Annotated in this window: 22 protein-coding genes and 1 pseudogene; 20 read left to right on the forward strand and 3 right to left on the reverse strand. The window is 38.6% G+C overall.

What is annotated here, in order from left to right:
* Nucleotides 1-50: 50 nt before the first annotated feature.
* The 8 genes and pseudogenes from ACMX9J_RS22285 to ACMX9J_RS22320 all read left to right on the forward strand — a co-directional run bounded on the left by ACMX9J_RS22285 (nt 51) and on the right by ACMX9J_RS22320 (nt 6,638).
* Complete coding sequence (locus ACMX9J_RS22285) at nt 51-878, forward strand: MetQ/NlpA family ABC transporter substrate-binding protein (protein WP_034266700.1); 828 nt, start codon at nt 51-53, stop codon at nt 876-878.
* A gap of 56 nt (nt 879-934) precedes the next feature.
* Nucleotides 935-2,017, forward strand: a complete 1,083-nt coding sequence (locus ACMX9J_RS22290) for a methionine ABC transporter ATP-binding protein (RefSeq protein ID WP_034266703.1) — start codon at nt 935-937, stop codon at nt 2,015-2,017.
* Nucleotides 2,010-2,609: a methionine ABC transporter permease gene (locus ACMX9J_RS22295; protein WP_416226182.1), complete on the forward strand. Its 600-nt coding sequence runs from the start codon at nt 2,010-2,012 to the stop codon at nt 2,607-2,609. The genes ACMX9J_RS22290 and ACMX9J_RS22295 overlap by 8 nt, the downstream gene beginning before the upstream one ends.
* A gap of 40 nt (nt 2,610-2,649) precedes the next feature.
* Entirely contained in the window at nt 2,650-3,501 is an 852-nt protein-coding gene (locus ACMX9J_RS22300; protein WP_416226183.1) for a MetQ/NlpA family ABC transporter substrate-binding protein, read from the forward strand.
* Between the two features lie 21 nt (nt 3,502-3,522).
* Complete coding sequence (locus ACMX9J_RS22305) at nt 3,523-4,872, forward strand: LLM class flavin-dependent oxidoreductase (protein WP_416226184.1); 1,350 nt, start codon at nt 3,523-3,525, stop codon at nt 4,870-4,872.
* Between the two features lie 124 nt (nt 4,873-4,996).
* Nucleotides 4,997-5,211, forward strand: a pseudogene (locus ACMX9J_RS22310) (hypothetical protein).
* Nucleotides 5,212-5,372: 161 nt separating this feature from the next.
* The gene (gene map / locus ACMX9J_RS22315; protein ID WP_014460782.1) at nt 5,373-6,119 is read left to right on the forward strand and encodes a type I methionyl aminopeptidase; all 747 of its coding nucleotides are present in this window, start codon (nt 5,373-5,375) and stop codon (nt 6,117-6,119) included.
* Between the two features lie 210 nt (nt 6,120-6,329).
* Nucleotides 6,330-6,638: a DUF5634 family protein gene (locus tag ACMX9J_RS22320; protein ID WP_028413927.1), complete on the forward strand. Its 309-nt coding sequence runs from the start codon at nt 6,330-6,332 to the stop codon at nt 6,636-6,638.
* Between the two features lie 867 nt (nt 6,639-7,505).
* Here the strand turns inward: ACMX9J_RS22320 and ACMX9J_RS22325 are convergent.
* Complete coding sequence (locus ACMX9J_RS22325; RefSeq protein ID WP_416226185.1) at nt 7,506-7,979, reverse strand: YbaK/EbsC family protein; 474 nt, start codon at nt 7,977-7,979, stop codon at nt 7,506-7,508.
* Between the two features lie 315 nt (nt 7,980-8,294).
* Here ACMX9J_RS22325 and ACMX9J_RS22330 point away from each other — a divergent pair, with 315 nt between their 5' ends.
* The 8 genes from ACMX9J_RS22330 (at nt 8,295) to ACMX9J_RS22365 (ending at nt 15,986) form a co-directional block, all read left to right on the forward strand.
* A complete protein-coding gene (locus ACMX9J_RS22330) occupies nt 8,295-8,486 on the forward strand; it encodes a hypothetical protein (RefSeq protein WP_033578521.1) in 192 nt (63 codons plus the stop codon).
* 37 nt (nt 8,487-8,523) lie between these two features.
* Entirely contained in the window at nt 8,524-9,348 is an 825-nt protein-coding gene (locus ACMX9J_RS22335) for an aldo/keto reductase (protein ID WP_028413925.1), read from the forward strand.
* A 354-nt stretch (nt 9,349-9,702) separates the two neighbouring features.
* The gene (hutH, locus tag ACMX9J_RS22340) at nt 9,703-11,214 is read left to right on the forward strand and encodes a histidine ammonia-lyase (protein ID WP_033578522.1); all 1,512 of its coding nucleotides are present in this window, start codon (nt 9,703-9,705) and stop codon (nt 11,212-11,214) included.
* A gap of 49 nt (nt 11,215-11,263) precedes the next feature.
* Complete coding sequence (hutU, locus tag ACMX9J_RS22345; RefSeq protein ID WP_416226186.1) at nt 11,264-12,925, forward strand: urocanate hydratase; 1,662 nt, start codon at nt 11,264-11,266, stop codon at nt 12,923-12,925.
* 16 nt (nt 12,926-12,941) lie between these two features.
* Entirely contained in the window at nt 12,942-14,231 is a 1,290-nt protein-coding gene (gene hutI / locus ACMX9J_RS22350; RefSeq protein WP_416226187.1) for an imidazolonepropionase, read from the forward strand.
* On the forward strand, nt 14,206-15,189 hold the full coding sequence (hutG, locus tag ACMX9J_RS22355; protein ID WP_033578525.1) for a formimidoylglutamase: 984 nt from the start codon (nt 14,206-14,208) through the stop codon (nt 15,187-15,189). Before hutI ends, hutG begins: the two co-directional genes overlap by 26 nt.
* 197 nt (nt 15,190-15,386) lie before the next feature.
* Nucleotides 15,387-15,818, forward strand: coding sequence for a MarR family winged helix-turn-helix transcriptional regulator (locus ACMX9J_RS22360; RefSeq protein ID WP_033578526.1), 432 nt, complete (start codon nt 15,387-15,389; stop codon nt 15,816-15,818).
* A 3-nt stretch (nt 15,819-15,821) separates the two neighbouring features.
* The gene (locus ACMX9J_RS22365; RefSeq protein ID WP_165573357.1) at nt 15,822-15,986 is read left to right on the forward strand and encodes a hypothetical protein; all 165 of its coding nucleotides are present in this window, start codon (nt 15,822-15,824) and stop codon (nt 15,984-15,986) included.
* 85 nt (nt 15,987-16,071) lie between these two features.
* Here the strand turns inward: ACMX9J_RS22365 and ACMX9J_RS22370 are convergent, their stop codons facing one another.
* Nucleotides 16,072-17,010 carry a nucleoside hydrolase gene (locus ACMX9J_RS22370; protein ID WP_028413920.1) on the reverse strand — a complete coding sequence of 313 codons (939 nt, stop codon included), beginning with the start codon at nt 17,008-17,010 and terminating at the stop codon, nt 16,072-16,074.
* 33 nt (nt 17,011-17,043) lie between these two features.
* Nucleotides 17,044-17,178, reverse strand: coding sequence for a hypothetical protein (locus ACMX9J_RS22375; RefSeq protein ID WP_255219827.1), 135 nt, complete (start codon nt 17,176-17,178; stop codon nt 17,044-17,046).
* A gap of 389 nt (nt 17,179-17,567) precedes the next feature.
* Here ACMX9J_RS22375 and ACMX9J_RS22380 point away from each other — a divergent pair, with 389 nt between their 5' ends.
* The 4 genes from ACMX9J_RS22380 to ACMX9J_RS22395 all read left to right on the forward strand — a co-directional run bounded on the left by ACMX9J_RS22380 (nt 17,568) and on the right by ACMX9J_RS22395 (nt 24,457).
* The gene (locus tag ACMX9J_RS22380; RefSeq protein WP_028413919.1) at nt 17,568-18,989 is read left to right on the forward strand and encodes a YfcC family protein; all 1,422 of its coding nucleotides are present in this window, start codon (nt 17,568-17,570) and stop codon (nt 18,987-18,989) included.
* A gap of 63 nt (nt 18,990-19,052) precedes the next feature.
* Nucleotides 19,053-20,225, forward strand: a complete 1,173-nt coding sequence (gene iadA / locus ACMX9J_RS22385) for a beta-aspartyl-peptidase (RefSeq protein ID WP_028413918.1) — start codon at nt 19,053-19,055, stop codon at nt 20,223-20,225.
* A 93-nt stretch (nt 20,226-20,318) separates the two neighbouring features.
* The gene (locus ACMX9J_RS22390; protein WP_367032741.1) at nt 20,319-22,871 is read left to right on the forward strand and encodes a cyanophycinase; all 2,553 of its coding nucleotides are present in this window, start codon (nt 20,319-20,321) and stop codon (nt 22,869-22,871) included.
* Nucleotides 22,872-23,083: 212 nt separating this feature from the next.
* Nucleotides 23,084-24,457, forward strand: coding sequence for a sigma 54-interacting transcriptional regulator (locus tag ACMX9J_RS22395; RefSeq protein ID WP_416226188.1), 1,374 nt, complete (start codon nt 23,084-23,086; stop codon nt 24,455-24,457).
* The last annotated feature ends 17 nt before the right edge of the window (nt 24,458-24,474 follow it).

A 24,474-nucleotide genomic window follows, 5' to 3' on the forward strand; every position in this document is an offset into this window, starting at 1 on the left:
ATTAACACTATATGTTTAATACATCACAAATGGTGGAGGTAGAGAGAAAAATGAAGAAATTTTTATGGCTTTTTGCATTATTAGCAGTGATTACTGTTGTGGGAGGGTGTGGAAATAAAGAAAAAGCATCTGGCCAAAATAGTGACAAGAAAGAAGATGTAGTTCTTAAAGTGGGAGCAGCTTCCACGCCGCATGCCGAAATTTTAAAGTATGTGGAACCTGATTTGAAAAAAGAAGGTATAAAGTTGGACATTGTAAATATTAAAGACGGCATACAGACAAATGAACAAACAGCAAATGGAGAATTAGATGCCAACTATTTTCAGCATACGCCATACTTAGAGCAAACGAATAAAGACAGTGGATTAAATCTTGTCAGCGTGACAAACGTTCATATTGAACCGTTTGGCGTGTATTCTAAAAAAATAAAATCAATTGGCGATTTATCCAAAGGAGCAAAGGTTGCTGTTCCTAACGATCCGGTGAATTTTTCACGTGCACTAGAGCTTTTCGAGGCTAATGGAATCATTGAATTAAACAAGAAACCTGACGGCAGCTCTTATACGGTTGAAGATATTTCAAGGAATAAAAAGAAGCTAGATTTTGTGGCAGTAGATGGTCCGCTTCTTGTCCGCTCTCTTGATGATGTAGAAGCTTCAGCTATCAATACGAATTACGCTCTTGAAGGCGGGTTCAAACCAACTAAAGATGCGTTAATTATTGAAAAGAAAGAGTCTCCTTATGTGAATATTTTAGTGACTACGAAAGAGAAAAAAGATGATAAAAATATTCAGCGTTTAGCAAAAGCACTTACTACCGATAAGGTTAAAAAATTTATTAACGACAAATACGATGGAGCAGTCGTTCCAGCTTTCTAAGTATATAAATAAAAAAGAAATGGGAATCACAGTTTGAAAGAAAAGGAGGGTTTCTTTTGATAAAGTTTCAACGTGTTTCAAAAGTATTCGAGAGTGGCTCAAAGAAAGTTGAAGCTCTAAAAGACATTGACTTAACGATACAAAAAGGAGACATATTTGGAGTGATTGGATTAAGCGGGGCGGGGAAGAGCACATTGCTTCGAACGATTAATCTACTGGAGTACCCGACGTCAGGTGAAGTGATCGTAGATGGAGAAAACTTAGCAACGTTGTCTGAAATAGAGCTAAGAAAAAACAAAAAAAGAATCGGCATGATCTTTCAACACTTTAATCTATTAAATTCAAAAACGGTTTTTGAAAATATAGCAATGCCGCTTATATTAAGTGGAAAACCAAAAAAAGACATAAAGGTACGTGTAGAAGAGCTGCTTCATTTTGTAGGTTTGCAAGACAAAGCGGGTGCATATCCCGACCATCTGTCAGGAGGTCAAAAACAGAGAGTGGGCATTGCGCGTGCATTAGCCACAAACCCTTCTATTTTATTATGTGATGAAGCAACTTCGGCATTAGATCCGCATACAACAGAATCTATTTTGAAATTGCTGAAAAAAGTTAATGAAGAATATCAAATTACGATCGTAATAATCACACACGAAATGGAAGTCATTAAGCAAATTTGTAATCGTGTCGCTGTGATGAAGGACGGGGAAATTATCGAAACAGGAAATGTATTTGATATTTTTTCGAATCCACGTACTGAAATTGCTAGAAACTTTGTTCAGTCCGTTGTTCGAGATGATATTCCGCAAAACGTGTATGAATTAGTACAAACTACGAATTCAAATCAGAAGATTTTTAAGATTAACTTTCTCGGCAGCAATTCCGGTCAATCTGTGATTTCCACCTTATCAAAGCGCTTTAATGTACAGGTGAACATTTTACTTGGAAACATTACGGAGTTACAGGGCATTCCATTTGGGCATTTAATTATTGAATTAATTGGCACGCAAGAAGAAATAGACAGAGCTGAACTATATGCACTGCAGCAAAATATAAAAATGGAAGAGGTGGTTGCAAATGTTAGAAGTAAGCCAAGAATTGATACTAGCGGCTTTGTAGGAAACACTGTACATGGTTAGTGCTTCCCTGCTTTTCGGGGCTTTAATTGGAATTCCTTTAGGGATTTTACTTGTTGTAACACGCAAGGGTCATATTCTTGAAAATCGAGTTATTTTTTCAATTTTAAATCCCATCGTAAATATTTTTCGTTCAATCCCGTTCATTATTTTACTTGTAGCAATCATCCCGTTTACAAGATTCGTCGTCGGCACGACTATCGGTACAACGGCGGCTATTGTTCCGCTAGTTTTACATATTGGACCTTATATGGCTAGACTCGTTGAAAATTCTTTGCTTGAAGTAAACGAAGGTATTATTGAAGCAGCGCAAGCGATGGGTGCTTCTAAAGCTCAAATTATATTCCGTTTTTTAATTCCAGAGGCTTTTCCCTCTCTTATTTTAAGCTTAACAACTGTCACAATTGGGTTAATTGGAGCAACAGCAATGGCCGGTGCTATCGGAGGCGGAGGGCTTGGCGATTTAGCTATTACTTATGGTTATCAGCGTTTCAGCACGATTACGATTGTAGTCACCGTTGTGCTTCTTATTATTATTGTTCAAGGTATTCAATCTTTAGGAAACGTTATAGAACGCAAGATTAGAAGAGTGTAAGAACGTATTAGAAGCAAGCTTTTTAAAAGGGGAGTTATAAATGAAAAAACCGATATTTCTGCTTCTGCTGTTGTTCATCCTCGCCATAACAGGATGTTCTAATTCCTCATCCAGTGCCAATAGTAAAGAAGCTAAAATTAAAGTAGGCATTCGAAGCTCTGAACTTCGGACGTGGGAATTTATAAAAGAGAAAGCAAAAAAACAAGGGCTGGATATAGAACTTGTGAATTTTTCTTCAGCTTACGATCCTAATCAAGCCTTAGTCGAAGGAGAAATAGATGTAAATGCGTTTCAGCACGTTGCTTATTTAGATTTGTTTAATCAAAAGAACGGAACCGATATTGTGCCAATTGGAACGACGATCATTGCGCCTCTAGGTCTTTATTCTGAAAAATATAAATCATTAAAATACATTCCAAATGGTGCTCAAATTGCTGTTCCAAATGACCCATCCAACTGGGGAAGAGCACTAGTTTTGCTGCAAGAAGCAGATTTGATTACAGTGGTCGAAGGCTTTGATGGTAACGGAGGAGAGGATAAAATTAAAAGCAATCCTAAAAATTTAAAGATTGTTCCCGTTGATTCTGCAAGCACCCCCCGCGTTATGCAAGATACGGCGGCTTCCATTATTAACAACGGTGTAGCTGTAGAAGCAGGTCTAAGCTTAAAAGATGCACTCATTCATGAAAACAAAACAGCGAAGCCCTATATTAATGTCATCGCTGCAAGAAAAAAAGATCAGGATAAAGCGTATTTAAAGAAGCTAGTAAAAGTGTATCAATCCAAAAGTACGGCTGCCTTTATTAAAAAAACATACAAAGGAAATTATATTCCGACGTTTATTAGTTTGAAAGAATTGAATACGTATAAAGACACGTATGAAACAAAATAAGGACTAAATAGGGGTGGGAAAATGGCCAAGAAACGAAAAATGAAACTTGCCGCTTATTTGATTGGCACAGGTATGCATGTAGCTTCATGGCGTCATCCTGATTCAAAGCCTAACGCAAGTATCGACGTTTCTGTTTACCAAAAACTTGCACAAACCGCCGAAAGAGGAAAGTTTGATATTGCGTTTATTGCCGACAGTTTAGCAGTAAATGCAGAGTCACACCCTCAGATTTTAAATCGATTTGACCCTGTTGTCATCATTACAGCAATGGCAGCAGCTACTGAGAAAATTGGCGTTGTTGCCACATCTTCAACTACTTACAATGAACCTTATACACTAGCACGCCAGTTTGCCTCTGTCGATCATGTAAGTGGAGGAAGGGCAGGGTGGAACGTTGTGACTACAGCAGATGCAACAGGTGAAACGGCGTTAAACTTTAACCGTGATACTCATTGGGAACATGATCACCGATACGAACGGGCAGAAGAATTCATTGATGTTGTTCAAGGGTTATGGGATTCGTGGGAAGATGAGGCCTTTTTATATGATAAAAAAAACGAAGCGTTTTTTGATGCTAATAAGGTACATGAGCTTAACTATAAAGGGAAGTATTTTTCTGTAAAAGGGCCGTTAAATATCGCTCGTTCTGCTCAAGGACAGCCAGTTATCGTTCAGGCCGGTTCTTCAGAGCCGGGACAGCGCTTAGCGGCAAGAACGGCAGAAGTGGTATTTGCTCACCGAGATAATATAGAAGAAGCCAAAAGTTTTTATAAATCCCTTAAATCAAGGCTTTCTGAATACAATAGAACAGAAGCGGATTTACATATTCTTCACGGCATTTCCCCTATTATAGGAGAAACAGAAGCAGAAGCGGTTCAAAAATACAGCGATTTACAAAAGCTGGTGAATCCGTATGAAGGATTAAAGTTCGTTTCTGGGTATATGGGGAACGTTGATTTTACGAAGTATGCCCTAAACACTCCTGCCTCAGAGATAGAGTTTCCATCCGTGAATGGCATTCAAAGTCAGTTTGATGAGATGCTAAGAATTATAGCAAGGGAAAAACTTACCGTAGGAGATCTTTATACGCGATTTTTCGGTGCTGCAAGGAAAGATAACTTTGTAGGAACCCCCATTCAAATTGCGGACGAAATGGAAAGATGGTTTCAGGAAAAAGCAGCGGACGGATTTATGCTGCAGTTTCCTTTGCTTCCATCTGGCTTAGATGATTTTGTAAATCTTGTTGTACCAATCTTACAAGAGAGAGGTTTGTTTCGATTAGACTATGAAGGAAACACATTAAGAGACCATTTGGATCTTAAAAAACCTGGAAATAAGTTTGTTGATGAAGGTGTAAGGCCTATCATGTAGAAACAAGCCAAATAAAAATATTTTAGTTAAAGGTAAATCCGAACGATTAATAAAATTTATTAATCGTTCGGATTTTTTTTGTTGTGGTGAACGCAGGTTTCATCTATGTAGGTGCTTCTAGCTGTTGATTGGAGGGCAGGGCGAAGACTCCTGCAGGAAAAGCGGAACGGATGAGACCCCACAGGAGCGCAAGCGACGAGGAGGCTCATCGCCCGCCTGCGGAAAGCGAAGAGTCTTGCACGGAAATCAACAGCGGTGTAACAAGCGGCTCAGCTCATGTATCCAATTTGTCTGTCTTTATATTCATTTGATTTAGGTATGTCTCAACCTCTTTTTTGAGCATTTAATTGGTTAAGAACCAAAAGTTTAGCATATGATAAATATCTTACTAGTCTAATTAATCGTACATTTTAGTTCTTAAAAGGTCTTTTGAAAAATCCTCATAAAAATATGATAAAATCGGATAGGATATATATTTCGAGGAAGGAAAGTGTTTTTTTATGATTATTGGTAACGAACAGGATTTAGAAAGTTTACGCAAAATTGGACGTATCGTTGCACTTGCGCGCGAAGAAATGAAAAAACAAGCAAAAGCAGGTATGACAACAAAAGAGCTTGATATGATCGGTAAAAAAATATTAGATGAACACGGTGCTATTTCTGCACCTGAAAAAGAATATAATTTCCCAGGTGTAACGTGCATTAGTGTCAACGAAGAAGTGGCTCACGGTATTCCGGGAGACCGCGTATTAAAAGATGGCGATTTAGTAAATGTGGATGTATCCGCAGTACTTGATGGCTATTATTCGGATACGGGTATTTCATTTGTTATTGGGCAAGACGAAGAAAAAGAAAAGCTGTGTCAAGCTGCAGTAGATGCATTTTGGGCAGCTATGAAAAAAGTAAAAGCTGGTTCAAAACAAAATCAAATTGGTCGTGCTGTTTCTAACTTTGCACACCAAAACGGATATGCTGTTATTGAAAACTTAACGGGTCATGGTGTTGGCCGCAGCTTGCATGACGCTCCTAACCACATTTTAAACTATTATGATCCAATGGATAAAGCCCTCTTGAAAAAAGGTCTTGTTATTGCTGTAGAGCCGTTTATCTCTATGAAGGCTGATCATATCATTGAACGCGGAGACGACGGTTGGACGTTTGTTACACCTGATAATAGTCTTGTAGCACAATGTGAACATACGATTGTTGTAACAAACGGTGAACCGATTATTTTAACTGAACTATAATCAAGTTTCTCTGTAGATTTCGGTAACAAAAAAGCTACTTCACTTAGCAATGTTTTTTCGTTGCATTATAGTGAGGTAGCTTTTTTATTACTATGTAATGAATGACTATTATATTGACTTGCTTTGTTCATACAACGTTTGAAAGATAGTGTAATTGAATATGCTCAAGGGAATGCTAAGTATAAATCGAAATGAAAAGGGGTATGAAATGTGGAATATGTAGGAAGAGAAGCGATTGTAAGTGAACTGACTCATCATATGGATGACATTTTAAACAAATATAACCTTCAAGGCGTCTCCGTATATGAAGAGGAAGGAGAAGGTAATCACTATTATCTTGGCTACACAGTAAAAAAGAATGATCATGTGTTTATGGTTAACAGACCTTATCTAAAAGATAAAGACGGGAAATTAGCAGTCGAAAAGCAAGAATGGACTCTTCAAGGTAACGAAGGAGAAACAAACGGATATACTTCACTTGAAGATGCATTTCAAAAAATTGATGAAACCATACATTAAATAATTTTTTGAATTTCAAGTTCAGATTTTTTCTTTGAATGCGTGAATCTGAACAGTAGAGCGCTAATGGCTGTCGTGCTTCTTTCACCTATACTATCTAACTTTTCTTTGCTATAAAGTCTAGAAAATTACATGTAATAAAAAATTGTTTTTTTAGGTTTTACTATATAAATACGGGGTACACATATAGTACAGCAGCTATCATGCAAATGGTTGTTGTGAAAGGTTAAATACTTAGCGTTTGAAGGGACTGATTAGTTTTGAAAGGCTTAACAGCGACTTCAGCAAATGTATTACCGCAAATTGAAAGTAGATATCCGTATCTCACGCAAGGCACTTTGGTTATGAACCGATATACGTAACGAAAGGGCCTGACTAGGCAAACAAAGGAAAGACTGAATCAACGAGAAGAAGCCTGCATCTAAACATGTAGGCTTCTTCTTTTTTACAGATGAAACTAAGACGATGAATGAGTACATAACAGGTATACATTAAGAAGATTCAGATTCAGTCCATTTTTCGTGCACGTTTTTCTTGAAAAAAGGTCATAAGTTGAAGATACTGTATATAACTATGTAAAAGAATTTTTGAATACAAAATAGTAAATCTGCTTGAGGTGAAAATGATGAGAAAAGCAAATAAAAGTGAATTTCTGTGGAATACGTTAGACGGCTGGCTTTTTATCCCTAGGAACATTCCTTTACTATTTCTTTTTGTATTTCTCTTAGGGGTTTCTTACCTAGGTTGGGTTAAGCTGTTTCATAAATTCGTTTAGGTACGCCAATGAGCTGAAACAAAAAACTGTTTCAGCTTATTGGCGTACTGATTGATTTATTTTATGTATATCTGTACCTTAATTTACCTAAGTTATTCACTCCATCCTTTGCACATATCAACCCATTTTAAGCATTTCGAAAATTCTTCTAGTTCGGGTATTGTTAATTCAATTGCACTATTTCCACTTCCACAGGCAGGGAAAACGGTAACAAAACGTTTCAGAGATTCATCTAGATACACGTGAACACCTTCATTAACGGCAAATGGGCATACTCCGCCTACGGCATGACCAATCAGCGTTTCTACTTCACTTGCTCCAAGCATTTTTGCTTTGGTTCCGAACTTTTCTTTATATTTTCGATTATCAATTTTCGCATCTCCTGCTGCCACAATTAATAGAACGGTTCCTTCTGCGTTAAAAGAAAGACTTTTTGCGATCCGTTGCGGCTCACATTTTAAAGCTTGCGCTGCCAGTTCTACAGTAGCACTGGACTCATCCATTTCAATAATTCGATTCTCCATGCCATATTGTTTAAAATATGCTTTTACTCTTTCAATCGCCATTTTTATATCCATTCCTTTCGTTAACTCTTGCAAATATGTATGATTGCCTTACAGAGGATGTACAGTTTCTCTTTGAAATAAAAAATTCTTATTATTTTGTATATACGGAAATTATACACAACTTCTCAGTTAAAAGCACATATTCGTTTTAATTAAAAAAGTTACGTAGGTAAAGTATTTTTAGCTGATTGAAGCAGGATTACGGAACCCTTTGACGAATGTAACTATGTCGGCTGCGAAAACATAGGCATTAGAACAAAAGATAAATGATGAAATTGAAAAGGCGCAAATGTTCTAGTGAAATGAGGAGAAGGAATGCCAAATTTACACACTATCGTCAGTTTCTTTAGCAGTACATGTATGGCAACGATGAGTATGATTTATTTGTTTTCCCTTGTACCGCGGGCATGGTCTTTTAAATTTCGATTTGGAGCCATGATTGTAGGAATCCCAGTCGGCATTATAATGGGCCAGGTTGCTATGCTGATCGGCTGGCACCATCATTAAAACTTTGAACTTTTTAACAAAAAAGGAGACATGTAAAATGAATATTGTCACATTAAACAACGGCTTAAAAATGCCTCAGCTTGGATTTGGCGTATGGCAAGTAGAAGATAACAAAGCAGCAGCTGCAGTGTCAAAAGCAATTGAAGTTGGATATACCTCTATCGACACAGCTATGATTTATAAAAATGAAGAAGGAGTAGGTCAAGCGATTAAAGAATCTTCTGTTCCTCGGGAAGAGCTGTTTATTACAACAAAAGTTTGGAACAGCGACCAAGGCTATGAAAATGCACTACGTGCGTTTGATGAAAGCCTAGAACGATTAGGACTTGATTATGTGGATTTATATTTGATTCACTGGCCTACTCCTCAATATGATGAGTATGTGGAGACGTATAAAGCATTAGAAAAGCTTTATCACGATGGCAAAGTAAAAGCAATTGGCGTCTGCAACTTTGAAATTGAGCATTTGGAGCGCTTGTTAAATGAATGTGACGTAACGCCTGTTTTAAACCAAATTGAGTGCCATCCGTATCTTGCTCAAAATGAATTAAAAGAGTTTTGCGCCAAACATAATATTTTCGTGGAAGCATGGAGCCCTCTTGATCAAGGAGGAGAAGTGTTACAAGACGAGGTTATTCAAAAAATTGCTGAAGTACATAGCAAAACTCCGGCTCAAGTTGTATTGCGCTGGCACTTACAGAACAACACAATTGTCATTCCTAAGTCAGTTACACCGTCTAGAATAGAAGAAAACTTTAACGTGTTTGATTTTGAACTTACTGCTGATGATATGGCAGAGATTAATGGATTAAACAGCAACCGCCGCAAAGGTCCGCACCCAAGCGACATGAACGTCCGATAACGTTTAAAAAATAAAATTGTGCAGCCGTGAATCATCGCTGCTATAAGAAATAACGATTTTATTTCAGATTATTTAAAATTTTCTTAAATAATAATTGACAAATGATTAATTCAGCGTAATACTTAGTGTAGGTACCCTAGTTGCTTTAAGTTGTACAGCTTAAAGTGTATAGTGATTTAGTCATTTAGCGATTGTATGTATAAGTGAAATACTGATTATTAATAAAAGCCCATAGTGTAAGTAGGTTAGTTTATAGGGGGCTATATCAAAAGGAGCTTGTTTCCTCTTTGATATAGCCCCTTTTTGTGTTCAAAAAGAAAAGGCAGTCTACAGTTTAACAAGGGAGCGGGTATGATGTTTATTCAAATTGATGGAAATTCACTGACGTTCGACCAAATTTACAAAGTTATTTACCAAGGATACTCCGTGAAAATTAGCGATCACGCAGTTGAACATATACAAAAAAGCAGAACGTTAGTTGAAGAGAGCATTACGAACAACAACGTAATTTACGGAGTGAATACGGGATTTGGAAAGTTTAGTGATACGGTTATTTCAAAAACAGACTTAGCTGATCTGCAGATTAACCTGATTCGCAGTCATGCCTGCGGACTAGGAGAGCCATTTTCGTTAGAAGTAAGCAGAGTCATGCTGCTTTTACGAGCGAACGCATTAGCTAAAGGGTATTCCGGAATACGACTGGAAACCTTGCAGCTTCTTATCGATTGCTTAAACCAAAACGTAGTACCGGTTATCCCGAGTCAAGGTTCGCTTGGAGCTAGCGGTGACTTAGCCCCGTTATCACATCTAGCGCTGCTGCTAGTTGGAGAAGGAGAAGCTGTATATAATGGTCAGCGAATGCAAGGAGAAGATGCTTTAAAGCTAGCAGGGCTTGAACCTATACAATTACAGGCAAAAGAAGGGCTAGCTTTGATCAACGGCACTCAGGCAATGACGGCTGTAGGAGTAGTTTCGTACCTTGAAGCTCAAAAGCTCGCTGATCTTGCTGACGGAATTGCAGCACTGACATTAGAAGGTCTGCAAGGTATTGTAGAAGCATTCATGCCTGAGTCACATGCAGTAAGACCTTACCCGGAACAACAGCAGGTAGCTGCCCGAATTCTTTCGTACTTAGAAGGCAGTCAATTAACTACTTCTCAAGGTCAAATAAGAGTGCAAGATGCTTATTCACTGCGCTGCATTCCTCAAGTTCATGGTGCTATTTATCAAGTTTTAAATTATGTAAAAGAAAAGCTGTTAATTGAGATTAATTCAGCAACTGATAACCCGCTCATCTTTGCTGACAGCGGCAAAGTAATTTCTGGAGGGAATTTTCACGGGCAGCCCATTGCGTTTGCTATGGATTTTCTAGGAATTGCAATGGCGGAGCTTGGGAATATTTCTGAACGGCGCATTGAACGAATAGTAAACCCTCAGCTTAGCGGGCTGCCCGCATTTTTAAGTGCAGATCCAGGTCTAGAGTCCGGGCTCATGATTACTCAATACGCTGCGGCTTCATTAGTTTCCGAAAATAAAGTATTAGCGCATCCATCAAGTGTTGATTCTATCCCATCTTCAGCGAATCAAGAAGACCATGTCAGCATGGGAACGACTGCTGCACGTCATGCTTATCAAATTATCCAAAATACAAGAAGAGTTCTATCAATCGAAGCAATTTGTGCGGCTCAAGCAGCCGATATTCAAGGAGTGGATAAACTTGCTTCAGAAACAAGAAAAATGTATTCAAGAATTAGAAAAACCGTACCAACCATTATGAAAGATCGAATTTTCTCACGTGATATTGAGGCGTTAGCAGCTGATTTCAAAACTTTTGTGCAAGATACGAATTATGAACTAGCACTGTAATAAAAAGTTAGTTTAACAGTTTTTCATTTTTATAGAGGAGGAAAACGAAATGGAGACAAAACAAAGTGGAATAAAAGCACCTCGTGGAACAGAACTAACGACAAAAGGCTGGGTACAAGAAGCCGCTCTTCGCATGCTTCTAAACAATTTAGATTCCGAAGTAGCAGAGCATCCGGAAAAGTTAGTCGTATACGGAGGGATCGGAAAAGCAGCCCGTAACTGGGAGGCGTTCGATCGTATTGTAGATACGTTAAAAGAATTAGAAGAAGATGAAACGCTTCTCATACAGTCCGGCAAGCCGGTTGCGGTTTTTAAAACGCACAGTGATGCGCCGCGTGTTTTATTAGCAAATTCAAATCTTGTTCCTGCTTTTGCGAATTGGGAGACGTTCCATGAGCTCGATAAAAAAGGGTTAATGATGTACGGGCAAATGACTGCAGGAAGCTGGATTTATATCGGAAGCCAAGGCATTGTTCAAGGAACGTATGAAACATTTGCTGAGTGTGCCAACCAGCATTTTAACGGAACTTTGAAAGGAACCATTACGTTAACAGCTGGATTAGGAGGAATGGGAGGTGCACAACCGTTAGCCGTTACGATGGCAGGCGGCGTTGTCATTGGAATTGATGTTGATCGCACGCGTATTGAAAAACGTATCGAAACAAAGTATTGCGATACGGTAGTCGAAAGTGTAGCTGATGCAATCACGTTAGCTGAAGATGCAAAAAGATTGGGCAAAGCGCTGTCCATTGGATTAGTTGGAAATGCAGCCGAGATTCTGCCTGAAATGATAAAGCGAGGATTTATCCCAGATATTGTGACAGATCAAACATCGGCACATGATCCGCTTAACGGATATTTGCCGATTGGAGTCAGCTTAGCAGAAGGAGAAAAATTGCGGAATACAAATCCAAATGAATATATAAAACAATCAAAAGCAAGTATGGCTATTCACGTTCAAGCCATGTTAGAGATGCAAAGAAAAGGCGCGGTTGCTTTTGACTATGGCAATAATATTCGCCAAGTGGCGCTCGATGAAGGTGTCGCGAATGCATTTGATTTCCCGGGATTTGTCCCAGCGTACATCCGTCCGCAGTTCTGTGAAGGAAAAGGACCGTTCAGGTGGGTCGCTTTGTCAGGAAACCCAGAAGATATTTATAAAACAGATGAAGTCATTTTACGTGAGTTTTCGGATAATGCGCATCTTTGCAACTGGATTAAAATGGCGAGAGAAAAAATTGAGTTTCAAGGGTTGCCGGCTCGTATTTGCTGGCTAGGCTACGGAGAAAGAGCGCGCTTTGGAAAAGTTATTAATGACATGGTAGCAAACGGAGAGCTGTCAGCGCCTATCGTTATTGGCAGAGATCATCTAGATGCCGGTTCTGTGGCTTCGCCAAATCGTGAAACTGAAGCAATGAAAGATGGCAGTGATGCAGTAGCAGACTGGCCTATTTTAAATGCATTAGTCAATACGGCAGCAGGCGCAAGCTGGGTATCCGTTCACCACGGAGGAGGAGTAGGTATGGGGTATTCTCTGCACGCTGGAATGGTTGTAGTAGCAGACGGGACGGAAGATGCCGCCAAACGTCTAGAACGTGTTTTAACAACAGACCCTGGCATGGGTGTTGTTCGTCATGTAGACGCCGGCTATGATAAGGCCATTCAAACTGCAAAAGAAAAAGGGATACAAATTCCCGCGTTACATGAATAAAAAAGGAGGGATACGTATGACTATTACGTATATCAAATGCGCTGAACAAGTCATTACGGTTAAAGGTGGAAGTCAGCCTAGACGAGCGGAAGAAATGTCAGCTCTAGAAATCATTGAAAATGGCAGCGTACTCGTGAAAAATGGAAGAATTGTATTTGTTGGACCTGACGTCAAAGCGCAGGAATACCTTGAGCATATCCATGAACCTATTACTATAATTGATGCCGAAGGAAAAATCGTAACGCCTGGGTTGATTGATCCCCACACTCATCTTGTGTTTGGCGGCAGTCGTGAAAAAGAATTAGAAATGCGCTTAAACGGGGCAAAGTATATTGATATTTTAAAAGCGGGAGGAGGAATTTTACAAACAACCGTTAGTACACGACAAGCAACAGAAGAGGAGCTAATCAAGCAATCTACAAAACGTTTAAATAAATTTCTGCAGTACGGAGTTACAACTGTCGAAGCCAAAAGCGGGTACGGTTTAAATCTTAAAGATGAAATCAAACAATTAAAAGTAGCGAAGCAACTGAATGAACAGCATCCAGTAGATGTTGTTTCAACCTTTATGGGAGCTCATGCGGTGCCGGTTGAGTACAAAGGGAATGAAGATGCGTTTGTTCAACACGTTATTGAAGAAATGATACCAATTGTTGCAAAAGAAGAGCTAGCGGAGTTTTGTGATGTATTTTGTGAAGAAGGTGTGTTTACAGTTGAACAGTCAGAGCGTATTTTACAAGCTGGAAAAGCATACGGACTAAAACCTAAAATCCACGCCGATGAAATTGTGTCTTTTGGCGGGGCAGAATTAGCGGCTAAAGTGGGAGCTGTGTCTGCGGATCATTTATTAAAAGCATCGGATCAAGGAATTAAGCAAATGGCTGAAAGCGGAGTTATAGCCGTTCTATTGCCGGGTACTGCATTCTTTTTAATGGAAGAGCCGGCGCGTGCTAGAAAAATGATCGAAGCAGGGGTACCGGTTGCTTTGTCTACAGATCGAAACCCAGGGTCTTCTCCTACGGAATCGCTGCCGTTTATTATGAATTTAGCTTGTTTAACGATGAAAATGACGCCAGCAGAAGTTTTAACAGCCTGTACGATCAACGCGGCTCATGCCATTGGCAAAGGGGATCAAATCGGAAGTATTGAAGTAGGTAAAAAAGCCGATTTAGTGCTATTTGATGCGCCCAATTACCAAACGCTGCAGTATAACTATGCCGTAAATCTTGTAGACACGGTATTAAAAGATGGGAAAGTTGTGGTTGAAGGCGGTGTTTTACATGAACTATCCGTACCCACAGCTTGATCGACCCCCCTTTTGCTGGCAGCGTCAAAGTACTTCTGACCCAAAAGTAAGTGATTGGATTCAGACAGTTGAAGATGGGTGCAAAGTCGACTTTACATCGATAGATATTACGGTTTTGGGCGTGCCTCTTTCAAGATCCTCCATTAGCGCTTCTGGAGCCAGTGAGACGCCAATGGCCATGAGGAAACTCTGGAAATCCTTTAATCCGTATCATATTGAGTATGATACGGATTTGACTTCCTTGTCAGTGTTGGATTTAGGTGACGTCAAACAGCACGTAACAGATATAGAGAAGTCTCATCAGTATATAAAAGAAGCGATGATGTCTATGCGGAAATGTCATCCGCATGCGCTGCCTGTTATGCTCGGAGGAGACCACTCCATTACAGCTATGTTAGTAAAAGGATGGAAAGAGTCACATCCCGAACAGAAAATAGGAATTTTACAGTTTGATACGCACTTTGACTTACGAAGCTTAGAAGACAATGGCCCTTCTAACGGAACACCCATACGAAATTTAATTGAAAGCAACACAATTGATGCAACTCATGTATGGAATATTGGGCTTCACGGGTTTTACAACTCAAAATCGTTAAAGGAATATGCGGATAGCAAAGGCGTTCATTATGTAACGCTACTGCAAGCAAGAAAAGCGGGAGTAACTCATACGGTGAAAGAAGTACTAAAACAGCTGAGCAAAGAAGTAGACATGATCTATTTAACCGTTGATATGGACGTGTTAGATATTGCTTACGCACCTGGAGTTCCAGCAGGAACCACAGGGGGAATGAGAACGGAGGAATTGTTTGAAGCGGTATACACGGCTGGGAGTCATCCGCTTGTTCAAGCAATGGATATCGTTTGTCTAGATCCGCTGCGTGATGTAAGAGAAATAACTGTAAAAGCAGGCGTACATGTATTTTTGAATTTTTTAACGGGAGTTGTAAACAGAAAGTAAGGGAGTATACTTCCTTGCTTTTTTTATCGTTAAATAGCTGCTTACATAGGATTAATAAACTTTTTTTTAGAGCGAGATAACATAACTTTAGAAGTGTGTATGGATTTTAGTAAATATATTTTTACTAAAATAAACTATTTATATTGTTTTTATTTAAAATTAGTAATAATATATTTACTAAAGAAGGTGAGTATCTTATGGAGGAAAAACTGGCTAAGGAATATATCGCTTTAATACCGGTTTTATTTGAAAACTTCAAGAACTTAAACAAGAATGAAGTGAAATTAACACATTTACAAAATCACGTAGTTGAATTCATGTATATGAAAAAAAGAGATTTGAATATTAAGGAAATTAGTAATGGATTAAATATTGCCAAACAACAGTTAACGAATGTTATCAGTGAATTAGAAAATGAAGGATATTTAATCAAAATGCCTGATCCGCGAGATAAGCGTGCAGTTTTAGTCTCATTAACGTCTAAAGGAAAAAATATTCAAGAAGAAAAATGGAGAGGGATTTATAGTAATTTCAATACAAATATCTCCAAATTAAATGAAGAAGAGCAAATAGACCTGCAGTTTGCTCTTCATAAATTAAATATTTTGTTAAAAAAGATGGAGGGATAAATTATGAACCAAAGAGAACGGATTTCACTCATTAGTGTAGGTGTTATAGGCGGGACAGTAATGGGAGTAATTTATAAAGATATATCCAACTGCTTGATTACAGGTGTGATTGTTGCTTCAATCATTACTTTAATGCTCAATCAAAAAGCGAAAAAAACAGCTAGATAGTATGAATAAACGTAAGACAGCACCAGCAAGTTGTGAACTCGACGTTCTGGTGCTGCCTCTATAAAATTTATCTTCTAGATGAACATTACGAAGCTGAATATGTTTTGAGAGCCTCAATCATTAAATTCCAAAATCCGTCTACATCAAGAGTTAAACCGAATTTAGCATTGGGTTTCCTCCCAGTGACTCCAAGCAAATCAACTGAAGTTGTTCCAGCCGTGTATTCTCCGCGTGTTTCTACTACAATATTAACTTCTTTTAGCGTAAATAGTTCTGGAGCTACACAATAAGCAACGGTCAATACATCGTGAACAGGAGGGCCATTAAATCCAAAGGTTTCTTTATAGGCAGATTTAAAAAATGCTAATAATTCCCCGACCTTTTTTGCTACGTTATTATCGATGTTCATGACTTGGTTAATAACGTCATCTGTTGCAACGGCTTGATGCGTAATATCTAACCCCATTACTACGAGTGGGATGCCGCTATCGAACACTTTTTTAGCCGCTTCTGGATCTGCCCAAATATTAAACTCAGCCGTTGGTGTCCAGTTCCCGAAGGTTCCACCGCCCATAAGGATAATCTCTTCAATGTCTTCTTTCATTTCTGGAGCTTTCATTAAAGCTAAGGCAATGTTTGTTAAAGGGCCTGTAGGTAAAAGTGTAACGGGATCTTCTGACTCTTTTACCATTCGTATAATAGTATCTACTCCGTGTTCTTCACTCCAGCTGCGAGACAGAGGAGGGAACTCAGGGCCGTCTAACCCTGAATCACCATGTATGCTAGGAGCGTTTTCACGCGTGCGAATCAATGGTTCACTTGCTCCTTTTGAGACAACCACGTTATGTAAAAATACTAAATCACACACTTTCAAAGCGTTCACTGTCGTTTTTTCAATTTCTGCGTTTCCCGAAACAGTTGTGATCGCTAAAATATCTAATTCCGGTCGTGCGGCAGCCAAAATAATAGCAATAGCATCATCATGACCTGGATCACAGTCCATAATAATCTTTCTTTTTTTCATTATGATCACCTCTATAGAATGGATAAATTGCTGTTAATTTTGCGTGGATTTTATTTTCTCTAAAATAGCTTCTGTAAACTCCAATGTAGAGGCATGTCCGCCTAAATCTTTCGTTTTCACTTCATCTTGAAGCGTTTGATAAAGTGCGTGTTCTACTGTAGCAGCCACTTTTGTAAGTTTGTAATCCGCATGTTTTTCAGCTAGCCATTTGAGTGTAGTATTTTTTTATGTCTATAGATTAAATTCTTTTATCTTTCGTTTTGCTGCTTTTTAAAAAAAGAACTAGCTAATGGTTTCATGCTCCAGATTTTCTATCAACTAGCTTCTTAATTGGCGTTATTAAATTTTAAAAAACACCCAATTAACACCTAAAACACATTTTAATTATATCATAATTCAGAAAATTAAACGGTTATACGTTGGCACGAAAATTGCTTGTACTATATGTGAAGAACACAAGAGAAAGGAGCAATGTGTAGCTGCAGATAAGGAAGCTGCTTTTAAAGAACGAGATGTCTGTTTAAAGTTACTATTTCACAATGAAGGGGAGAAGAAGAATGAGTGAACCGCAAAAGGAAATGAGTTCATTAAATAAGGTACGGAAAAAAGAGAGAAAAATAAACGTTTTTGCTTTATTGTTAGGCTTTCTTGTGATTGCTACTATTTTAACGTATATCTTGCCAGCCGGAGAATACGCACGTGTAGAAGTAGACGGACGAACAACGGTAGATCCTCAGTCGTTTAAATGGATTGGTTCTACACCTGTTGGATTCTTTGATATGGTCAAAGCGATACATACAGGAATGGTAGAAGGAGCCGACATTATCTTTTTTGTATTAATTATCGGCGGTTTCTTTGGTGTACTAAGCGCTACGGGGACAGTAGATGTATTGATTACAACGATGGCTAAAAAGCTTGCTACTAGAGAAAAATTATTAATTCCTGTTATGATGCTATTTTTTGCGGTAGGCGGTTCTTTAATGGGGATGGCGGAAGAAACGCTAGCTTATATTCCTCTTTTAATTCCGCTGGCACTTGCTCTTGGATTCGATGCATTAACAGGGACTGCTATTGTTTTAATTGGCGCATCGGCTGGTTTTACTACGGCCGTTATGAATCCATTTACAGTAGGTGTTGCACAAGGAGTAGCAGAGCTTCCTATGTTTTCTGGAATGGGCTTTCGTCTCATCTTATTCGTAGTTGTTTATGCTGTTTCAGTATGGTTTGTCTACCGATATGCGATGAAAGTGAAAAGAAGTCCTTCTATAGGAACATACGGAAAATACAGCATAACTAATGCACATAAACTTTTAAATTCTGATGCGAAGTTAACTAGAAAGCATAAATGGATTATGGCAGCATTTCTTGTTAACTATGTAATTCTTGCTTTTGGCGTTATTAAGTATAAGTGGTACATTACTGAAATTGCTTCTCTGTTTGTGATTTTGACAGTTGTGATTGGGATTATTGGAAGACTCTCTGTTGAAAATACGGTTAAGTCGTTTACAAACGGGGCAGCAGCACTGGTTGGAGGAGCGCTTGTTATCGGAGTTTCTCGCGCAGTTCTTGTTGTTTTAAATGAAGGTCATATTGTAGACCCTATGCTTCATCAAGTATCTGGAGCGATTCAACATATTCCGGGATATTTAAGCGTCATCGGAATCTACAACTTCCAAGCGCTGATTCATCTTATTTTAGCATCTGGAACGGGTCATGCGATGCTGACGATGCCAATCATGACGCCTCTTGCAGATTTGCTTGATATTACGCGACAAACGGCAGTATTATCTTTTTCTTTTGCAGACGGCATCGGAAACATTATTTTCCCGACGGCTGGAACATTAATGGCTGGCTTAGCAATTGCGGGAATTTCATGGACAAAGTGGGCAAAATGGGTGTTGCCGTTAGTCCTTATTCAATATGTGATTGGTCTAATAGCCGTTGTGATTGCTTATTTTATCAATTACGGGCCATTTTAAGCATTAAAATTATATGGAAAAATGTTATTCGCAAGTCGAGCTTACTAGTAGGAGGAATAGAAGTTGTTAACCTTAATCAAAAACGCAGAAGTATATGCACCACAGCACTTAGGCAAAAAAGATATATTGCTTGCAGACAGCAAAATCATCCTTATAAAAGATTGTATTGATCATGTAAATACGTCCATTCCTATTGATGTTGTAGATGCCGCTAATCACATTATAGCTCCAGGCTTCATTGACTCACATGTTCATATTATTGGCGGAGGAGGAGAAGGTGGATATAAAACACGCACTCCTGAACTAATGTTAACCGATGCAACGACTGCCGGTGTTACAACTATTGTAGGTGTACTTGGAACAGACGGTACAACAAGAAGAATGGAAAACCTTCTGGCCAAAGCAAGAGGGTTAGAAGAAGAAGGGATCAGCTGCTTCATTCACACAGGTTCCTATCAAATACCAGTAAAAACGTTAACTAATAGCATTGAAGAAGATCTTATTTTAATTGATAAAATTATCGGAGTAGGTGAAATTGCCATTTCCGACCACCGTTCTTCTGAACCGACATTTGAAGAGCTGGTGAAGGTGGCTTCCGCTGCCCGCAATGGAGGGATTTTATCAGGGAAAGCCGGAATATTAGAGATTCACGTAGGAGACGGAGAACGAAAATTATCTTTATTGAATCAAATCGCAGATAAAACAGACCTGCCAATTCGTCAGTTTCACCCTACACATATTAATAGAAATGAAGAGCTGTTTAAAGAAGGAATTCAATTTGCAAAGCGAGGCGGATATGTAGATTTTACGACTAGCACGATCCCTCACTTTTTAGAAGAAGGCGAAGTTAAGTGCAGCAAAGGGTTACGCATCATGCTGGAAGAGAAAGTGGCGATTGACAGCATTACGTTTTCATCCGATGGAAACGCGAGCCTGCCGTTTTTTGATGATAACGGAGATTATAAAGGTCTTCAAGTTGGAAAAGTGTCTTCTTTATTTCAAGAAGTACGAGATGCAGTATTAGAGGAATCAGTACCGTTAGAAACAGCTCTTCAAGTCATTACTTCTAATCCTGCCAAAGTATTAAAACTGTCCAATAAAGGGCATATTCAACCCGGAAAAGATGCAGATTTAGTCCTTTTAGACAAAGAGACGCTAACAATTAAAACGGTTTTTGCTCAAGGTAAAGTAATGGTAAAAGACGGTGTCCCTGTTGTGAAAGGAACGTTTGAATAACAGGGTTTAGATATCATTTATCGAAAGTATCGCGGAAAGGATACGAGCTAATTAGAGAAGGGTATTAAAATTTGCGTGGAAAGGATCTTTCAAATGAAAAAGAAACTGGTTTCATGTCTCATCAGCTTTACATTACTTTCTTCGTTGAGTACACCCCTGCTTGCAAAAGCACAAGAAAATACTGAGGGCATTAAAGGCAGCCTTGTTATTGCCGGCGGAGGTGTAGGAACATCCAATCACGATATATATGAAAAATTTCTCTTGCTTGCTGGGGGAAAAGAAAAAGCCAAAGTAGGGATTATTCCAGCTGCTAGCACAACGCTGCAGTCTTCTGAAAAGTTTAAGGAAGACCTCGTGAAATACGGAGTAAACTCAGATTCTATTCAAATTCTTCCCGTTTCCAATCACGATTTTTCTGACACACAAAAAGATGAATCGACTTGGAAGAATCAAGTGAACGACAAGAAGTTATCCCGTACGATTAAAGGACTAACGGCAGTTTGGTTTGTTGGAGGAGACCAAACAAAAATTGTGGATTCCCTTCGTGAAAATAATGGAAACGATTCTGAAGCGTTAAAAGCTATCTGGGATATATATCGTAAGGGAGCAGTTATCGGAGGTACAAGTGCAGGAGCTGCAATTATGAGTGACGTCATGATTACAGGAGGAGACAGTCTAGGAGCTTTAAAAGAAAGTATAGGAAACAAGGAAAATAAACATGTAAACGAAAACCAACACAATAAGAAAGAATACGAGCCTCTATCAGTTCAAAAAGGGCTGGGATTTTTCCAACACGGCATAATTGATCAGCATATGGATGAACGAGCACGACTTGGGCGACTGGCAGTAGCTGCGTATAATGCTGAACGTGACAAAGAAAAAAACTTTGCATACGGTGTAGACGAAGATACTGCTATGGTCGTTAACAATAAAGATCAAAAGGTTGAAGTCGTTGGAAGAAGCGGATTAGCTGTATTAGATATGAGCAAAGCTAAGCTTATATCTAAGCAAAAAGTGCGTTCAGGCTTAGAGAACATAAAAGTCAGTTACTTATCTCCTGGAGATAAAATTAACTTTCATTTAAAGTCATTTGAATTTCCAAAAGATAAAGTAGAAACAAAGGGGTTTGAATATTATTCCTTTAACGCACTGCCTGCTACGGGTGTTTTTACACCGTATGGAAGATTAAAGGCTTATTTATCATATTCTTTCGTTGATAATAAATCAATGAAATCTGCTAACAGCTATGTTTATGACAGTAAAGGGTCTGGATACGAAATTGCTTTCCAAAAGGATAATGACACAAACGGCTACTGGCGGTATACTGATGGACAAAAAGATGATTATTCCATTGTAAATGTAAGAATGGACATTACACCTAAAACCGTCAAATTTCAACCGGATAAAAAAACTAGTTTAACGTATAAAAAACCTACTTTTTCTTCATCTGAAAGTCCTGCATACGACGAGATTAAAGGTAACCTTTTAATTGCAGGAGGAGCGCTTGGAAGCAGTAATTCAAGCGTGTATGACAAGTTTATTACTCTTGCAGGAGGAAAGCAGGCCAAAATAGGGATTGTTCCTGCAGCAAGTACTAAGTTCGACTCCTCTAATCAGTTTAAAAGTGATTTAGTTAAATACGGAGTGAAGGCAGAAAATATAGAGATTTTACCTATTTCAAACCACGACTTTAAAGGAACTTCTGAAGATGAGTTGACTTGGAAAACAAATATGAACAGTGATAAACTAGCCCAAAAAGTTAAAGGGCTAACAGGCATTTGGTTTGTAGGAGGAGATCAAACCTTGATTACGGGCTCCTTGCGTAATGAAAATGGTTCGGACTCAAACGTTTTACAAGCCATATGGCATACGTATAAAAACGGGGCAGTACTTGGCGGTACGAGTGCCGGAGCGGCAATTATGAGTAATACTATGCTGGCTGGCGGAGATAGCTACGGAGCGCTTTCATACGGATTTACAGACACGTACGATGATATGGATCAGCAAGAAGGCGGTCCTGCTTATTTGGAAAAAGGCCTTGGTTTTTTTCAATACGGTCTGGTAGATCAGCATTTTGACAACAAAGCAAGACTAGGACGCCTTATTGCAACAGCATATGAAAAAGGAAATAAAAATCAGCTTTCTTACGGCATCGATGAAGATACTGCTATGGTGGTAAACAATAAAGAAAAACAAATAGAAGTTGTTGGAAGAGGCGGCATTACGCTAGTTGACTTAGCAAAGGTACAGGCAAATGACAAATTTCCGAGTGATTACAAAAATATTCTTATCTCTTGTATTACGCCAGGTGATAAAGTAAATATCACAACAAAAGAAATCGTCATAAACCCAGCTAAAACATCTACTAGAAAAAATGAATACTACAGTGAAAAGGTTGGGCCAAACACGGGTCTTTTCTCTCCGCACGGTGTATTAAGGAAATTTTTAGCTTACGATCTTATCGATAACGCTCAGAGCAAAGAAATAAAGAGCTATGCGTTTAACCAAGGCAAAGGTTTTGAGCTTACCTTCAGAAAAAGCCCTGAAAGCAATGGCTATTGGGCTTATACCGACGGTCAAAAAGACGATTACTCTATTGTGAAAGTAGCCTTAGATATCAAACCAATAAACGTAGACATTAAATGAGAAAAAAGTAATTCAATGCATCTAGCACTTTAGCATATCGTGCCTCCACCCATTAAAGTGGAGGCGCTTTTTTCTACTTATTTTTATTTACAAAAGGGACAAACGTCCGCTAGATGAAATGCACAGCAAAGTATAAAATGATAGGTATAGTATTCCAAGACTAATCTCTGAAGGCAAGTCAAGTTAAAGGCCTGTAGAAAGGTGTCCATACGATGAAAAAGAAATTAGTTTTAATAACAGGAAGCAAGCAAACTAGAATCATTTTACACAATCAATTAAAAGAGTTGCTAGGCGATTATATTTTTATTGAATGCTTTGCGATTGATGAAGAATTACCAAGAAAAATTGATGGAGATGTTGTTCTTTGTTCATCAGAGAGTATATATCATGAAATGAAGAACAGATTAGACGTTCAGCATGCACATGAAATTGTAGGAAATAGAACAATTCATCATAAGCATATAAATGAATTACTGAAAATCCCTGCCCATACAAAAGTATTAATTGTAAATGATGACGATAAAGAAACTCTTAAATTAATAGAATCTCTTTATCAAGTAGGCATTAATCATGTTCAGTTTATCCCTTTTAAAAAGCAAAAGACCTATTACGAAGGTGTTGAAATTGCAGTTTCTCCAGGTGAGGTTCACTTGTGTCCCCCATACGTAAAGCATGTAATTGATATAGGCGTTAGACTTTTTGACATGGCGACCATTTTTGAACTTATAAAATCATTCGGTTTTAATCAGTCTAATCATTCAATTATTTGGGATCGCTATTTGCGAAACATCATTGTGCTGCAAAAAAAACTAATAGAAGCAGAAGGGAAAATGAAAGAACTTCACCTTCATGTAAAGAGTATTGTAAACGTAGTAGAAGATGGTATTCTTGCCGTGGATTTTAATAGAAAAATTACGTTATTCAATAAAAGGTTAGAATCACTGTTCCAGCTAGCTTCTTCCGATGCTATAGATCATGAGATTCAAAGCGTAATTTCTAACAAAGGCCTTGTGGAGTTTATTATATCGTCCGATGAGAAAAGTCAGTACTTTAACATAAATGGGTACGAAATGGTTATCTATAAGTCGATGATTGAGAAAAGCAATACTACTGTAGCAACGTTTAAAAGTGTTAATCAAGCTGTTGAAATAGAAGGAAAAGCGCAGTCAGAACTTAGAAAAAACGGATTTTCTGCTAAGTATAACTATCAAGATATTATAGGAGAACACCCAGCTTTGCTTAAAACGATTGAAATTTCCCGGAAAATGGCTGCCACTGAGTATCCTATTTTGATTCAAGGAGAAACCGGTACAGGAAAAGAGCTGTTTGCTCAGGCTATCCACAATCATTCTACACGTAAAAACGGACCGTTTCTTGCCGTGAATTGCAGTGCCATGACCGATACATTACTAGAAAGTGAGCTGTTTGGGTACGAAGAAGCCAGCTTTACAGGAGCGCAGAAAGGCGGCAAAAAGGGGCTGTTTGAGAGCGCTGATAAAGGTACAATCTTTCTAGATGAAATTGGTGTGCGCCCATACGGGCATATAGAGAATCTCCTTAGACAAGAGATGGGAGTCTGCGCTTAACCCATTTACCACCTTGC

Source organism: Priestia sp. RMT2NF4 (assembly GCF_047872835.1).
Taxonomy (GTDB): domain Bacteria; phylum Bacillota; class Bacilli; order Bacillales; family Bacillaceae_H; genus Priestia; species Priestia zanthoxyli.